14 protein-coding genes are annotated in these 15,527 nt (G+C 72.7%); 10 read left to right on the forward strand and 4 right to left on the reverse strand.

Annotated elements, in window-relative coordinates; all coding sequences use genetic code 11:
* Positions 1–11: 11 nt before the first annotated feature.
* Positions 12–425 carry a hypothetical protein gene (locus M8C13_RS43930; RefSeq protein ID WP_252486796.1) on the reverse strand — a complete coding sequence of 138 codons (414 nt, stop codon included), beginning with the start codon at positions 423–425 and terminating at the stop codon, positions 12–14.
* A complete protein-coding gene (locus M8C13_RS43935) occupies positions 426–770 on the reverse strand; it encodes an oxidoreductase (RefSeq protein ID WP_252486797.1) in 345 nt (114 codons plus the stop codon).
* A gap of 248 nt (positions 771–1,018) precedes the next feature.
* Between M8C13_RS43935 and lpdA the strand changes: the two genes are divergently transcribed.
* The 7 genes from lpdA to M8C13_RS43970 all read left to right on the forward strand — a co-directional run bounded on the left by lpdA (position 1,019) and on the right by M8C13_RS43970 (position 10,925).
* Complete coding sequence (lpdA, locus tag M8C13_RS43940; RefSeq protein ID WP_252486798.1) at positions 1,019–2,392, forward strand: dihydrolipoyl dehydrogenase; 1,374 nt, start codon at positions 1,019–1,021, stop codon at positions 2,390–2,392.
* A gap of 53 nt (positions 2,393–2,445) precedes the next feature.
* Entirely contained in the window at positions 2,446–4,215 is a 1,770-nt protein-coding gene (sucB, locus tag M8C13_RS43945) for a 2-oxoglutarate dehydrogenase, E2 component, dihydrolipoamide succinyltransferase (protein WP_252486799.1), read from the forward strand.
* 115 nt (positions 4,216–4,330) lie between these two features.
* On the forward strand, positions 4,331–5,239 hold the full coding sequence (locus tag M8C13_RS43950; RefSeq protein WP_252486800.1) for a TIGR01777 family oxidoreductase: 909 nt from the start codon (positions 4,331–4,333) through the stop codon (positions 5,237–5,239).
* Positions 5,240–5,248: 9 nt separating this feature from the next.
* Positions 5,249–5,989: a lipoyl(octanoyl) transferase LipB gene (lipB, locus tag M8C13_RS43955; RefSeq protein WP_252486801.1), complete on the forward strand. Its 741-nt coding sequence runs from the start codon at positions 5,249–5,251 to the stop codon at positions 5,987–5,989.
* A 180-nt stretch (positions 5,990–6,169) separates the two neighbouring features.
* Positions 6,170–9,319 (forward strand): BTAD domain-containing putative transcriptional regulator, encoded by a 3,150-nt coding sequence (locus M8C13_RS45225; protein ID WP_308202921.1) that lies wholly within the window; start codon positions 6,170–6,172, stop codon positions 9,317–9,319.
* Between the two features lie 38 nt (positions 9,320–9,357).
* Positions 9,358–10,461: a serine hydrolase gene (locus tag M8C13_RS43965; RefSeq protein ID WP_252486802.1), complete on the forward strand. Its 1,104-nt coding sequence runs from the start codon at positions 9,358–9,360 to the stop codon at positions 10,459–10,461.
* Positions 10,461–10,925, forward strand: coding sequence for a helix-turn-helix domain-containing protein (locus tag M8C13_RS43970; RefSeq protein WP_252486803.1), 465 nt, complete (start codon positions 10,461–10,463; stop codon positions 10,923–10,925). The genes M8C13_RS43965 and M8C13_RS43970 overlap by 1 nt, the downstream gene beginning before the upstream one ends.
* Here the strand turns inward: M8C13_RS43970 and M8C13_RS43975 are convergent, their stop codons facing one another.
* Entirely contained in the window at positions 10,926–11,861 is a 936-nt protein-coding gene (locus tag M8C13_RS43975; protein WP_252486804.1) for an LLM class F420-dependent oxidoreductase, read from the reverse strand. It lies immediately after the preceding gene.
* Between the two features lie 21 nt (positions 11,862–11,882).
* Positions 11,883–12,548, reverse strand: coding sequence for a TetR/AcrR family transcriptional regulator (locus M8C13_RS43980; RefSeq protein ID WP_252486805.1), 666 nt, complete (start codon positions 12,546–12,548; stop codon positions 11,883–11,885).
* Positions 12,549–12,667: 119 nt separating this feature from the next.
* On the opposite strand from M8C13_RS43980, the gene M8C13_RS43985 reads away from it, so the two are divergent.
* The 3 genes from M8C13_RS43985 (at position 12,668) to lipA (ending at position 15,487) form a co-directional block, all read left to right on the forward strand.
* Positions 12,668–13,159, forward strand: coding sequence for a hypothetical protein (locus M8C13_RS43985; protein ID WP_252486806.1), 492 nt, complete (start codon positions 12,668–12,670; stop codon positions 13,157–13,159).
* 326 nt (positions 13,160–13,485) lie between these two features.
* Entirely contained in the window at positions 13,486–14,421 is a 936-nt protein-coding gene (locus tag M8C13_RS43990) for an oxidoreductase (protein WP_252486807.1), read from the forward strand.
* A 64-nt stretch (positions 14,422–14,485) separates the two neighbouring features.
* Positions 14,486–15,487: a lipoyl synthase gene (gene lipA / locus M8C13_RS43995; RefSeq protein WP_252486808.1), complete on the forward strand. Its 1,002-nt coding sequence runs from the start codon at positions 14,486–14,488 to the stop codon at positions 15,485–15,487.
* Positions 15,488–15,527: the final 40 nt, after the last annotated feature.

Genomic DNA, 15,527 nt, shown 5'->3' on the forward strand with positions numbered 1-15,527 from the left:
GCCAGCCAGCTTCAGATCAGCGGCACGACCCACGCGGCGATCGCGCCGTCACGGTCCTTCGGTTCCTTCTCCCCAAGGAACGCCGACACCACCGTCTCCGCCGTCACCGGCACCACCCGGCTCGAGAACGGCAGCTCCGACGGCGCACACGACCCGGTAGAGCACCGCAACTGCCGAGCCAACTCCTCGTACCAGGCGTAAAAAGTGACCGGAGCCGCGGCGAGCTGGGCGGCCGCGCGTTCAGCCAGCCTGCCCGCCAGCTCGGCGAGCACCGCGACCAAAGTCGTGGTGTCCAGGTGGGCGCGCTCGGCCTCGTCGGTGGTCAGCCACCAGGTGTTCTCGCGCTGCTCGCGGGCGCGGTCGGCCGGGTCCAGGAACAGGGGTTCCTGGGCCACTCCGGCGAGTCGGTCGAGGAAAGTGGACACCTAGCCTGACGCCTTCCCGTCGCGGCGCTGCTGCGCGCGCTGTCGTGCGGTGTAGTCGCGCATCCGCTGTGGATAGCCGACCTTGTTGGCCTCGTACATCGGAATCTTCAATTTCCGGGCAAGTTTCTGCGCGGCGTCGAACCCGGAGATGCGCCGCCGGGTCCACTCGCCGTCGTGTGCGATGAACACGACAGTGGTCTCGGTCACCGTGGTCTTGGGTTCCAGGTACGCCTCGACGCCGTGCCGGGCCGCCGCCCACGCTTCCAGGTGGGCGGTGTCGGCGTTCGAGGCCGGCCGAAGCTGGCCGGGTCGCTCCTTGCGGCGGAAACGGTCGAACAGGCCCACCGCGCACCTCCTTCGCTCCAACCACCGATCTTGCCAGGCCAGGTGTCAGGCGGACGTCACATTCCGGGCGAAACTCCGCCTCGATGATCCACCCAGCGTGATCCAGGACATGCGTACTGAGATGTAGGTATCCCGCGTCGCGAGCACCCCTGACATGGTGACAAGATGGCGGATGCCCGTCGCGCTGAACCGGCGTTGTCGGCACCAAGAGAACGCCCAGCAAACGATGCCTCCATGAGGAGATCGAAGTGACCGACACCTCCGCCGACCTCGTGATCCTTGGCGGCGGCTCGGGCGGCTACGCCTGCGCACTGCGCGCGAGCCAGCTCGGCCTGTCCGTGATCCTGGTCGAGAAGGACAAGCTCGGTGGCACCTGCCTGCACCGCGGCTGCATCCCGACCAAGGCGCTGCTGCACGCGGCTGAGGTGGCCGACATGGCCAGGGAGAGCGACCAGTTCGGTGTCAAGGCCAGCCTTGAGGGCATCGACATCGCCGGGGTCAACACCTACAAGGACACCGTGGTCGGCAACCTGTACAAGGGCCTGACCGGGATGTTCAAGTCGCGCAAGGGCGTGACCGTGGTGGCAGGCGCGGGCACCTTCCAGGCGCCGAACACCGTGGTGGTGGACGGCCAGCGCTACACCGGCAAGAACGTGGTCCTCGCCACCGGCTCCTACGCCCGCTCGCTGCCCGGTCTGGAGATCGGCGGCCGGGTCATGACCAGCGACCAGGCGCTCAACCTGGACTTCGTGCCGGAGAAGGTCGTCGTGCTCGGCGGCGGCGTGATCGGCGTGGAGTTCGCCAGCGTGTGGCGCTCCTTCGGCGCCGAGGTCACCATCGTGGAGGCCCTGCCCCGCCTGGTGCCCGCCGAGGACGAGTTCTGCTCCAAGCAGGTCGAGCGGGCCTTCCGCCGCCGCGGCATCAAGTTCAAGACCGGCGTCCGGTTCACCGGCGCCTCCCAGACCGACTCCGCGGTGTCGATCACCCTGGAGTCCGGTGAGCAGCTCGACGCCGACCTCCTGCTGGTCGCGGTCGGCCGCGGCCCGAACAGCGCGGGCCACGGCTACGAGGAGGCCGGGGTCAAGATGGACCGCGGCTTCGTGCTCACCGACGAGTACCTGCGCACCAACCTGCCGAACGTGTACGCGGTCGGCGACCTGGTGCCGGGCCTGCAGCTGGCCCACCGCGGCTTCCAGCAGGGCATCCTCGTCGCCGAGCAGATCGCCGGGCTCAACCCGAAGCCGATCGACGAGGCCGGGATCCCCCGCGTCACCTACTGCGAGCCCGAGGTCGCCTCGGTCGGCCTCACCGAGGCCCAGGCCAAGGAGAAGTTCGGTTCCGTCGAGACCGTCACCTACGACCTCGCGGGCAACGGCAAGTCCCAGATCCTCAAGACCAAGGGCGCCATCAAGCTGGTGAAGGCCACCGACGGCCCCGTGGTCGGGCTGCACCTGGTCGGTTCGCGGGTCGGCGAACTGATCGGCGAGGCGCAGCTGATCTACAACTGGGAGGCATACGCTGACGACGTGGCCCCCCTGGTACACGCGCACCCGACCCAGAACGAAGCCCTCGGCGAGGCACACCTCGCCCTGGCCGGCAAGCCGCTGCACGCGCACGGCTGATCGCTCGGCGCGAGGCAAACCCAGTGAGCACAAGCACGAGGAGCTAGCGAAAGATGGCCTTCTCCGTCCAGATGCCGGCGCTCGGCGAGAGCGTCACGGAGGGCACTGTCACCCGGTGGCTGAAGCAGGTCGGCGACACCGTTGAGGTCGACGAGCCCTTGCTTGAGGTCTCCACCGACAAGGTGGACACCGAGATCCCCTCCCCTGCCGCCGGTGTGCTGCAGCGCATCGTCGTGAACGAGGACGAGACCGTGGACGTGGGCGCCGAACTGGCGGTCATCGGCGACGGGGACGGCGGTGGCGACTCCGCCCCGGCGCCCGCCGCCGAGCAGCCGTCGGCCGCCCCGTCCGAGCAGCCCGCACCGGAGCCAGAGCCCGCCCAGCAGCAGCAGTCCGCCCCGGCGCCCGCGCCGGAGCAGCAGCAGCAGCAGTCGGCCCCGTCCGGCGGCGGCGCGGCGGAGGGCACCCCGGTGGCCATGCCCGCGCTCGGCGAGTCCGTCACCGAGGGCACCGTGACCCGGTGGCTCAAGCAGGTCGGCGACTCCGTCGACGTGGACGAGCCGCTGCTCGAGGTCTCCACCGACAAGGTCGACACCGAGATCCCGTCCCCGGTGGCCGGGACCCTGCTGGAGATCAACGTCGGCGAGGACGAGACGGTCGACGTCGGCGCCCAGCTCGCGGTGATCGGCAGCGGCGAGCCCGCTCAGCAGAAGAGCGAGCCCGCCCCCGCCCCGGCCCCGCAGCAGCAGGAGTCCGCCCCGCAGCAGGCCCCGGCTCCGCAGCAGAGTGCTCCGGCGCCCGCGCCGCAGCAGTCCGCGCCGGCTCCGCAGGCCCCCTCGGCCGAGGAGAGCAACGGCGAGGCGCCGTACGTCACCCCGCTGGTCCGCAAGCTCGCCGCCGAGCACAAGGTCGACCTGGGCTCGCTCAAGGGCAGTGGGGTCGGCGGCCGGATCCGCAAGCAGGACGTGCTCGCCGCGGTCGAGGCCGCCAAGGCCGCCGCCGCGGAAGCCGCCAAGCCCGCTCCGGCGGCTCCGGCTCCGGCCGCGAGCTCCGGCTCGGCGCCGAGGGCGGCCGCACCGGCCAGCACGCCCGAGGCCGAGCTGCGCGGCAAGACGGTGAAGATGACCAGGCCGCGCCAGGTCATCGCGCGCCGGATGGTCGAGTCGCTGCAGACCTCCGCGCAGCTGACCACGGTGGTCGAGGTGGACGTCACCAAGATCGCCCGGCTGCGCGCGCGGGCCAAGGGCGCGTTCGAGGCGCGGGAGGGCGTGAAGCTCTCGTTCCTGCCGTTCTTCGCCAAGGCCGCGGTCGAGGCGCTCAAGCAGCACCCGAAGCTCAACGCCTCGATCAACGCCGAGTCCAACGAGGTCACCTACCACGGCGCCGAGCACCTGGTGATCGCGGTGGACACCGAGAAGGGCCTGATGGTCCCGGTCATCCACAACGCGGGCGATCTGAACATCGCGGGCCTGGCCCGCAAGATCGCCGACGTGGCCGACCGCACCCGGCGCAGCAAGATCTCCCCGGACGAGCTCAGCGGCGGCACCTTCACGCTGACCAACACCGGCAGCCGGGGCGCGCTGTTCGACACGCCGATCATCAACCAGCCGCAGGTGGGCATCCTGGGCACCGGCAGCGTGGTCAAGCGCGCGGTCGTGGTGACCGACGAGGCCGGTGGCGACACCATCGCCATCCGTTCCATGGTCTACCTGGCCCTGTCCTACGACCACCGGCTGGTCGACGGCGCGGACGCGGCCCGGTTCCTGACCGCGGTCAAGCAGCGCCTGGAGGACGGCTCGTTCGAGGCCGACCTGGGTCTCTGACCAGCACAGATCGACTCCCGAGGGCCTCGCCGCACACCGCGGCGGGGCCCTCGGGCCGTTTCTCCCCACGCCGGCCGGGGTCGCGCCGGACGGGCGGAGGCGGCACGATCGAGTCATGCGAGTGGTGGTCGCCGGTTCCTCCGGCCTGATCGGCAGCGCCCTGGTGAGCGAGCTCCGGGAGAACGACCACGAGGTGATCCGCCTGGTGCGCCGCGCCCCGGCCGCCCCTGACGAACGCCGCTGGGACCCGCCGGCGGGCAGGTTCGCCGACGGCGCGCTGGACGGCGCGGACGCGGTGGTCAGCCTGGGCGGGGCGGGCATCGGCGACAAGCGCTGGACCGAGGAGCGCAAGGCGCAGCTGCGGGAGAGCCGGATCGTGCCGACCAGGGTGCTGGCCGAGGCGGTGGCCCGGTACCGGATCCCGGTCTTCGTCAGCGGCTCCGCGGTCGGCTACTACGGCGACACCGGCGACCGGCAGGTCGACGAGACCGCCGACTCCGGCGCGGGTTTCCTGGCCGGGCTGTGCCGGGACTGGGAGGCCGCCGCCGAGGCGGCCGAGGAGTCCGGCGGGCGGGTGGTGCGGGTGCGCACCGGGCTGGTGCTCTCCGCGCACGGCGGCCTGCTCGGGCGGTTGCGGCCGCTGTTCTCCTTCCTGCTCGGCGGGCGGCTGGGCGCGGGCACCCAGTACATGCCGTGGATCTCCCTGGACGACGAGGTCGGCGCGATCCGGTTCGCGCTGGAGCACAGCCAGGTCAGCGGCCCGGTCAACCTGACGGGGCCGGCGCCGGTGACCAACGCCGAGTTCACCGCCGCGCTGGCCGAGGCGCTGCACCGGCCAGCGCCCTGGGTGGTGCCGGAGTTCGCGCTCAAGCTGGCCCTGGGCGCGGAGACCGCCCAGGAGATGGCCCTGTTCGGGCAGCGCGCGCTGCCCGCGGTGCTGCGCCGCAACGGCTACGTCCACCAGCACCCGACGGTGGCCGCGGCACTGGCCGCCGCCGTTCCGGAGGGTCAACCCGCGGCGTAGGGTCGAGGGGTGCGCAACAACAGTCACCTCTCCTGCCGGGAGTCCAGCGAACCCGTGCTGGTCCGTCACCTCGGCAGCATTGACTACGTACAGGCCTGGGACCTCCAGCGCGAGGTCCTGGACGCCCGCGCCGACGGCAACGGCCCGGACACCCTGCTGCTGCTGGAGCACCCCAGCGTCTACACCGCGGGCAAGCGCACCCAGCCGGAGGACCGGCCGGTGGACGGCACCCCGGTGGTCGAGGTGGACCGCGGCGGCAAGATCACCTGGCACGGGCCGGGCCAGCTGGTCGGCTACCCGATCGTCAAGCTGACCGACCCGGTGGACGTGGTCGACTACGTGCGCAGGGTGGAGGAGGGCCTGATCAAGGTCTGCCGCGACCTCGGCCTGCCCGCGGGCAGGGTCGAGGGCCGCAGCGGTGTGTGGCTGCCCGCCGACGAGACCCGGATCGAGCGCAAGATCGCCGCGATCGGCATCCGGGTGCAGCGCGGGGTCACCATGCACGGCTTCGAGATCAACTGCGACGCCGACCTGTCCGCCTTCGAGCGGATCATCCCGTGCGGCATCGCCGACGCCGGGGTCACCTCGCTGACCGCCGAGCTGGGCCGCCGGGTCACCGTGGCCGAGGTCGAGCCGCTGGCGGAGCAGGCCGTGCTGGACGCGCTCTCCGGCGCGCTGCCGCTGTCGGAGTGCTGGCTGCCGCGGCCGGAGGTCAGCGCCCCTGGCATCACCTTCGCGCTGCCGAACTGACCGGCGCCGGGTTCCTCGCCCGGCCGGACCCGCCGCTCACCCCGCGTCGCCGACTGCTCCAATCGGGGTTGCCCTCACTCGGACGTGTCCGAATTCGGCACTCAGCGACGTAAGCTGGCTCCTCGCTGTCCGACAGCTGGGGGTCATGCGCCGGAGGGTCCGGTCCAGGGGAGGGTTTCTGTGCACGGCCCGTTGTCCTTCGGTCTGCTGGGTCCACTGCAGGTGCTGCTCGGGGGGCAGCCCACCACGGTGAAGGCCGCGAAACAGCGGACCGTGCTGGCCAGCCTGCTGCTGCGGGCCAACCAGCACGTCTCCTTCGACGAGCTCGCCGAACGGGTCTGGGGTGAGCAGCCGGTCAGCCAGCCCAGGCAGACCCTCCAGGTCTACGTGATGCGGCTGCGCCAGAGCCTGGGCGCTGGGGTGCTGCTGCACACCGAACCCGACGGCTATCGCCTGGAGCTCGACCCCGAGTCCCTGGACATCCACCGCTTCCGGCGGCTCACCGAGCAGGTCAAGCTCGCCGGTGACGACCCCCGCCGGATCGTCGGCCTGCTCACCGAGGCGCTCGGCCTCTGGCGCGGTCCCGCGCTGGCCGACGTGCCCTCGGAGTCGCTCCAGTCCGGCGAGGCCCGCTGGCTGGAGGAGCTGCGCCTGCAAGCGGTGGCCGACCGGCTGCACGCCCGGCTGCGGCTGGGCGCGCACCAGGAGGTGGTCGGCGAGCTGTACGGCCTCACCGGCCAGTACCCGCTGCGCGAGCAGTTCTGGGCCCAGCTGATGCTCGCCCTCTACCGCGCCAACCGGCAGGTCGAGGCCCTGGAGGCGTTCCAGGCGGTCAGCCGCAAGCTGGCCGAGGAGCTCGGCGTGGACCCCGGCGAGGAGCTGCGCGCCCTGCACCGGGCCGTGCTCAACAACGACAGCTCCCTCGGCCCGGCCACCCCGCACACCAGCGCCCCCTCGGCCGCCGCCCCGCGCGGGGCGGGACTGTCCCAGCTGCCGCCCAACATCGCCGACTTCGTGGGCCGGGACGCCGAGATCGGCCACATCGGCGAGCTGCTCCGCGGCGCCGGTTCGGCCATGTCGGTGCCCGTGGTCACCCTCACCGGACCACCGGGTGTCGGCAAGACCGCGCTGGCCGTCCAGGCCGCGCACGAGGTGCGCGCGCACTTCCCGGACGGCCAGATCTACGTCAACCTGCACGGCTACTCCCCCGGCCCGCCGCTGGCCCCCGCCGACGTGCTCAGCCGGTTCCTGCGCGCCCTCGGCGTCACCCCGGAACAGATCCCGCTGGAGCCGGAGGAGCGGGCCGCGCAGTACCGCTCGCTGCTCACCGACCGCAGGCTGCTCCTCGTGCTGGACAACGCCGTCGGCCCGGAACAGGTGCGCGCGCTGCTGCCCGGCGAGCCCGGCTGCGCGGTGCTGATCACCAGCCGCAACGCGCTGCGCGGGATGACCGTGCTGGACGGCGCCCGCCCGGTGCCGCTGGAAGTGCTCTCGCCGGGCGAGGCCCAGCACCTGCTGGCCGGGATCCTGGGCACGGACCTGGTCGCCGCCGAACCGGCCGCGGCCGCCGAGCTGGCCCGGCTCTGCGGGCACCTGCCGCTGGCCCTGCGGGTGGCCGCGGGCAACCTGGCCGGCCGCCCCAGCGCGCGGATCGCCGACTACGTCGCCGAGCTCAGCGCCGAACGCCTGGCCGGGCTGCGCATCGAGGGCGACGACGCGACCGCAGTGCAGGCCGCCTTCGACCTCTCCTACGACATGCTCGACCCACCGGCCCAGCGCCTGTTCCGGCTGCTCGGCCTGGTGCCGGGCAACGACTTCACCAAGGAGGTCGCCGCCGCGCTGGCCGCGCTGCCCGCCGACAGCACGCTGCCGCTGCTGCGCCAGCTCTGCACCGCCAACCTGGTGCAGCACCAGGCAGGCGACCGCTACCAGGCGCACGACCTGATCCGGCTCTACGCCGCCGAACGCGCCGCGGCCGAGGAGACCGCCCAGTCGCTGGACGCCGCCCGGCGGGCGCTGCTGGCCTACTACCTGCACACCGCCCGCGCGGCCGCGCGCAGCCTCTACCCGGAGATTGTCCAGCTCCCGCTGCCCGCGCCCCGGCCGAACCGGACCCCCCGGCCGGCGGCGGCGATGGCCTGGCTGCGCGCCGAATGCGTCAACATCGCGGCCACCGCGACCATCTGCGCCGGACCGCTCGCGCACTACTCCTGGTACCTGGCCGACGCGCTGCGCGGCTACTTCCACCACACCGGCCAGGTCGCGGACTGGCTGCACGTGGTGGAGACCGGACTGGCCGCGGCCATCGCCGAACCCGACCTGCCCGGCGAGGCGGCCATGCGGCTGAGCCTGGGCACCCTGCACTGGACCCTCGGCGACAACCACACCGCGGCCCGGCACTACGAGCAGGCGCTGCGCATCCAGCGGCGGCTGGGTGACCGGGACGGCGAGTTCGCCACCCTGAACAACCTCGGCCTGGTCTGCCTCAACCTGGGCAGGCTCACCGAGGCGGGCGCGCACCTGCGGCAGGCGCACGCCTCGGCCGACCCGCACCGGCAGGCCATGGTCAGGGCCAACCTCGGCCACCTGTGCGTGGACCTGGCCGAGCTGGCCGAGGCCGAGGACCACTTCCGCACCATCGTGGACATCGGCCTGGCCGAGGGCTCCCAGCTGATGGTCACCTACGGCCGTTACGGCCTCGGCCGCGCGCACCTGGCCCGCGGCGCGCACGCCCAGGCCAAGGCGGTGCTCACCGAGGCCCTCGCCGACTTCCGCGAGCTGGGCCACCGGCGCCTCGCGGTCGAGGTGCTGACCACCCTGGCCGAGACGCACCGCCTGCTGGGCGACCACGACCAGGCGGCAGGCGACGCCGAACAGGCCCTGCGGCTGGCCCGGGACCTGGCGCACCGGGTCTGTGAGGCCGACGCGCTCACCGTGCTCGCCGACTGCGCCGAGCCCCGCCGCGCCGCCGAGCTGCACGCCAGAGCGCAGGCGCTGGCCGAGGCAGGCGGCTATCTGTGGGCGCAGGTGGCCGCGCTGATCGGCCAGTCCCGCACACACCGCCAGACCGGCCGCCCACGCGACGCGCTGACCGCGGCCACCGAGGCCCTGGACCTGATCGCCGCCGCAGGCGAACCCACCCGCCTGGGCCCCGGCGCGCTGCTCGCCCAGGGCGCGGCCCTGCTGGACCTCGGCGAGACCGAGGCCGCCCGCGCCGCCGCCGAACTGGCCGTCCGCCAGGCCACCGCCGCTGGTCAGCGACTGGAGCAGGACCAGGGCCTGGCCCTGCTCGGCGAAGCGCTCAACGACAACCGGACTCCGATCCTCTAGACTTCCGGAATTACGGAAATCCAGAGGATGGGGGAACCATGCTGTCCCGACGCCACCTGCTCACCGCCGGCGCCCTGGCCGCCGGCGCGACCCTGCTGCCCGGCCTGGCCACCGCCGCACCCCGCGCCGCCGCGGACTTCAGCACCCGCGAGGGCTGGCTGGCCTGGCTCACCGCCAACCCCGGCCTGGTCAGCGCCTACACCCACAACGGCACGAAGTGCCTCGCCCACCGCGCGCACGTCGCCCAGCCGCTGGCCTCGGCGGTCAAACCGGTGCACCTGGCCGCCTACGCGCTGGCCCGGCTGGACCCGGCGACCAAGGTCAGGGTCGGCGACTGGGAGAACTTCTACCTGCCCTACACCGACGGCGGCGCGCACGTGGCGGCGCAGGAGTCCCTCGGCATCCCGATGGACCCGGCGACCCGCCTGGCCAAGGACCCGGACCAGCTGGTCACCCTGGACCAGATCGCCGGGACGATGATCTATTTCAGCGACAACGCGGCCACCGACTACCTGCGCCACCTGCTCGGCGAGCCCGCACTGCGCCGGGCCGCGCTGCGCGGCGGCTGGGCCGGCGTGGACACCCGCTCCAAGCTGGCCGACTTCCTCTACCTGCTGCTGCCGGAGGAGGTCCGGCCGGGCGTGCCGCGCCTGGAGATGGGCGCCCGCCTGGAACGGCGCTTCCTGACCGACCCGGCCTTCCGCGCGCACGCCCGCGCCAAGGTGCTCACCGGCACCCCGCCCTGGGACACCCAGACCGCCTGGGCCCGGGACAGCGGCGGCGCCTCCGCCGCCACCCTGGCCGGACTGCACCGGGCGCTGGCCACCGGCCGCTTCCCGGAACCGGCCCGGCGGCATTTGGAGCACAGCCTGGCCGCGGTCCGGCCGCCCGAGGTGGCGGGCATCGGCTTCAAGGGCGGCTCGCTGGCCGGGGTGCTCACCGCTGGCATGTCCGTGCGCTGGCGGGACGGCCGGATCGGCACGGTCGCGGTGCTGCTCACCGGCATGACCGCACCGGACTGGGCCGCCGCCACCGGGGAGAGCACGATCTACCTGCGCGTGGTGCTCGACCTGTTGCTCGACCCGGCGTGGCTGGACAGGGTGGCCACCGCGCTCACCGGAGAGCCAGGCATGCTCAGCTGATGACCAACGAGCAGCTGGCCCAGCGCGTCGCCGACCTGGAGGCCAGGGTGACGGCCCTGGAGGGCATCGCCGAGCAGGCGGTGGCCGAGGCCGGTGGCGTGATCAGCTACCAGGGCCGGCTGAGCGCGCCCGAACTGGAGTGGTCCATCATCTTGCCCGCCAACCGGGTGCTGGGCCTGCCGGACGGCCCGCGCATCGAGGTGCTGGCCGCGCTGGGCCACCCGGTGCGGGCCAAGGTGGTCCGGCTGCTCGCCGCGCAGGGCGCGCGCTCCGCGGCCGAGCTGCAGGCCGAGGCCGAGGTCGGCTCCACCGGCCAGCTGTACCACCACCTCAAGCCGCTGACCGCGGCCGGCCTGGTCGAACAGGACGGCCGCGGTCGCTACCGGCTGCGCGCGACCGCGCTGGTCCCGGCCCTGGTGCTGCTGGCGGCCGCGGCGGACATCGCGGGCCAGCTCAAGCCCTGATCAGCGGAACTGCGGCAGGACCTCGGCGGCCACCAGCTCCAGGTGGTCCAGGTCGTCGAGGTCGAGCACCTGCAGGTAGACCCGGCTGATGCCGGTCTGCTCGCGCCAGGCGCCGAGCTTGTCCACCACCTCGGCCACCGTGCCGGCCAAACCGTTGGCGCGCAGCTCGTCCACCTCGCGGCCGATCACCGCGGCCCGGCGGGCCACCTCGGCATCGTCCCGGCCGAGGCAGAGCACCAGCGCGGCCGAGCGGACGATCTCCTTGGCATCCCTGCCGATCTCCGCGCAGGCCGCCTCCACCCGCTCGAACTGGCGCACCGCGGTGGCCGGGTCGGCGAAGGGCAGGTTGAACTCGGCGGCGTACCGCGCGGCCAGCGCGGGCGTGCGCTTGGCGCCGTGACCACCGATGAGCACCGGCGGGCCACCGGCCTGCACCGGCTTGGGCAGCGCGGGCGAGTCGGTCAGCTGGTAGTGCTCGCCGTCGAAGCTGAAGGTCTCACCCGCCGGCGTCCGCCACAGCCCGGTGATCACCGCCAACTGCTCGGCGTAGCGGTCGAAGCGCTCGGCCACGTCCGGGAACGGGATGCCGTAGTTGCGGTGCTCGGCCTCGAACCAGCCCGCGCCCAGCCCGAACTCCACCCGGCCACCGGACATCTGGTCCACCTGCGCGACCTGGATCGCCAGCGGGCCCGGGTAGCGGAAGGTGGCCGCGGTCATCAGCGTGCCCAGCCGGACCCGCTTGGTCTCCCTGGCCAGACCGGCCAACGTCACCCAGGCGTCGGTGGGGCCGGGCAGCCCGCTGGCCGAGCCCATCTTCAAGTAGTGGTCGGAGCGGAAGAACGCGTCGTACCCGGCGTCCTCGGCCGCGCGCGCGACCCGGAGCAGATCGTCGTAGCTGGCCCCCTGCTGGGGCTCGGTGAAGATCCTGAAGTCCACGCGGAACACGCTATCCCGGGTTCAGCGGCGGCGCGTCCTGCGCGGCACCGAGGTCTCCACCCGGATCGGCTCGGCATTGCCCACCTTGTGCAGCAGCCGCAAGCCCTGCATCACCCGCTCGATGCAGGTCCCGACCTCCTCGCTGGCCCTCTTCGGGTCGGCCGCGTTGGCGATCTGGGTGGCGCTGCCGGCCAGCGCGCCGAACATCAGCCGGGACATCGGCTCCACCGGCAGGTCGTCGATCTCGCCGGACTCGGCCAGCCCGACCACGGTGGCCCGCACCAGGCCGTAGCTGAACTGCTCCTCGGCCTCCCGCCAGCGCTCCCAGCCCATCACCACCGGCCCCTCGTGCAGCACGATCCGCTGGTAGGAGGGCTCAAGGCAGACCCGCAGGTAGGCGCGCAAACCGGCCATCGCGCTCTCCCACGGGTCGCCGGGCTGCGCGACGATCTTGGCCAGCCGGGCCAGCATGTCGGTCTCCACCGAGTCGAAAGCGGCCTCGAACAATGCCTGCTTACCGCCGAAATGGTGGTAGAGCGCGCCCTTGGTGACCCGCGCCTTCGCCGCGATCTCATCCAGCGAGGTGCCCGCGTAACCCTTTCTGGTGAACAGCTCCACGGCGCTGTCCACCAGGGCCTGCCTGGTGGATTCCGAATATTCCATACGCCGCGGCCGCGCTGTCGCCATACTCACAACACTACGACATACCGACGGTACGTACTCGTGGTATGTTCGCCGTGTCGGAGCCATACCGTCGGTACGCCGGAAACTCCGGGTACGGGCGGTGAGCGACAAGGAGGGGCGCCATGAGCTGGAACGACTTCTACCGGCGGCGAGACGTCATCGACGCCGCCCTGCGCCGGGCCGAGCGCACCGGGGAATCCACCGTGCCGCTGGACGAGGTCCCCCACGCCGCCGACATCTTCGCCAGCCACGCCGAACTGCTGGCCGCGCTGCACTACCGCTGGATGCTCCGGCTCACCGGCCACCTCGAGCTCGCCCTGCACGAACACGGCGACCGGGTCGAAGCCGCTACTGCTGCCTGGCAGCGCCTTGCCACCGAGGAGCCCACGCTGCGCCGCCTGCTGGACGCGGGCGCTGGCGAGATCCCGGAGGCGATCGCGCACGAGCGGCGCACGCTGGCGCTGGTCACCGGGCTGGCCGACGTGCGCGAGTCCGCTGAGGAGATCGAGCGGGTCGGGGCGGCGTTCCTGGCGCTGGCCCGAGACGGCGAGCGCGCACAGTCGCGGTGCAACTCCACGCGCGGGCTGTTCCGGCGGATGGCTGCCAGCGCTTAAAGAACTGGCACATTGGCGCGCTCCGCGCGCGGGATTTTTCGCTCCTGAGTCGTGCGTTCGTGACCCCGGCACACGCGAAGCAAGCTTCGGAGTGTCGGGGTCACGAACGCACGACGCGAAAAAATCAACCCCACCGCTGAGTTCAGAGCCCGCCGTGTCGCTGGCGCGCCACGCCTCTTTCGCAACGGGTGGCTTCGCATCTCGCTCTGCGCTCTTCGTGCTCCTCCTCCCTCTCGCCCTGCCCCTCGGAACTCTCGCCCGGCCACCGCGTTGGACTGGGTGTCCGGGAGACTGGGCACTCGACGGCGGCGAGACGGGGTGGCGGCATGCGGGACTGGACGGCCGAGGACATGCCCGACCAGAGCGGGCGCACCATCGTGATCACCGGGGCCAACTCCGGGCTCGGTCTGCACAGCGCCTACGCGCTGGCCGCCAAGGGCGCGCACCTCTTGCTGGCCTGCCGCTCGCCGGAGCGCGGGGCCCGAGCCGTCGACCAGGTCCGCACCACCGCGCCGAGGGCCAAGGTCGAGCTGGTCCGGCTGGACCTGTCCGACCTGGCCTCGGTGCGCGCGGCGGCCGCGGACATCCGGGAACGCGCCGGTGACCGGCTGCACGTGCTGATGAACAACGCGGGCGTGTTCGGCCCGCCGCTGGGCCGCACCGCGGACGGCTTCGAGATCCAGATGGGCACCAACCACCTCGGCCACGCCGCGCTGACCTGGCTGCTCATGCCCGCGCTGCGGCAGGCCCCCGGCGCCCGGGTGGTCACCCTGTCCAGCCTCGCGCACCGCCGCACCACGCTGCGCCTGGACGACCTCAACTACGAGCGCCGCCGCTACAACGCCTTCGTCGCCTACGGCGAGTCCAAGCTGGCCAACCTGATGTTCGCCCAGGAGCTGGACCGCCGGTTGTCCGCGACCGACGCCGACGTGCTCAGCCTGGCCGCGCACCCCGGCCTCACCGACACCGAGCTGGCCGCCAACGGCGGGCGGGCCAGGCGGAACAAGCTGCTGGAGGTCGGTCTCGGCCTGTTCAACAAGGTCGCCACCATGCGCACCGAGCGCGGGGTGCTCTCCCAGCTGTACGCGGCCACCGCGCCCGCGGTGCGCGGCGGGCAGTACTACGGCCCGGCCGGACCGGGCGAGGTCTGGGGCGGCCCCGGCCTGGCAGGCTGCTCGCCGGAGTCCCAGGACACCGCGGTGGCGGCGGAGTTGTACGAGGTCAGCGGCAAGTTGACCGGGATAGCGCCGGACCCGGCCTGACGTGTGACCGCGCCCTCCCCCGCTGGGCTGGGGTCACCGGCCGCGGGGACGTAGTCTGACGGGTATGACCGTGGTGCCCGAGGGCCGCAAGCTCCTGCGGCTGGAGGTTCGTAACAGCCAGACGCCCATCGAGAAGAAGCCCTCGTGGATCAAGACCAGGGCGAAGATGGGTCCCGAGTACCGCGAGCTGAAGGGCCTCGTCAAACGCGAGGGCCTGCACACGGTCTGCGAGGAAGCCGGCTGCCCCAACATCTACGAGTGCTGGGAAGACCGCGAGGCCACCTTCCTCATCGGCGGTGACCAGTGCACCCGCCGCTGCGACTTCTGCCAGATCGACACCGGCAAGCCCGCCGACTTCGACGCCGAGGAACCGCGCCGGGTGGCCGAGTCCGTGCAGGCCATGGGCCTGCGCTACTCCACCGTCACCGGCGTCGCCCGCGACGACCTGCCCGACGGCGGCGCCTGGCTCTACGCCGAGACGGTCCGCCAGATCCACGCGCTCAACCCCGGCACCGGCGTCGAGCTGCTCATCCCGGACTTCAACGCCGACCCCGAGCAGCTGGCCGAGGTCTTCGGCTCCCGCCCCGAGGTGCTGGCGCACAACCTGGAGACGGTGCCCCGCATCTTCAAGCGGATCCGCCCCGCCTTCCGCTACGAGCGCTCCCTCCAGGTGATCACCGAGGCCCGCGCGTCCGGCCTGGTCACCAAGAGCAACCTGATCCTCGGCATGGGCGAGACCCCGGACGAGGTCACCGAGGCGCTGCAGGACCTGCACGACGCTGGCTGCGACATCATCACCATCACCCAGTACCTGCGGCCGAGCCTGCGCCACCACCCGGTGGAGCGCTGGGTCAAGCCGGAGGAGTTCGTCGCGCACAAGGAAACCGCGGAGCGCATCGGCTTCGCCGGCGTGATGGCGGGCCCGCTGGTCCGGTCCTCCTACCGCGCCGGGCGGCTGTACGCGCAGGCGAAGCAGTTCCGCGGCGAGCAGGTTCCCGAGCACCTGAGCCACCTCGCGGAGGCCGGTCCGGGCGCCCAGGAGATCACCGCCCTGATGGCCAGGTAGCGGGAGCTGTCACATTGGCGCGCTCCGCGCGCGGGATTTT

Source organism: Crossiella sp. SN42, from assembly GCF_023897065.1.
In the GTDB taxonomy this organism is placed as follows: Bacteria; Actinomycetota; Actinomycetes; order Mycobacteriales; family Pseudonocardiaceae; genus Crossiella.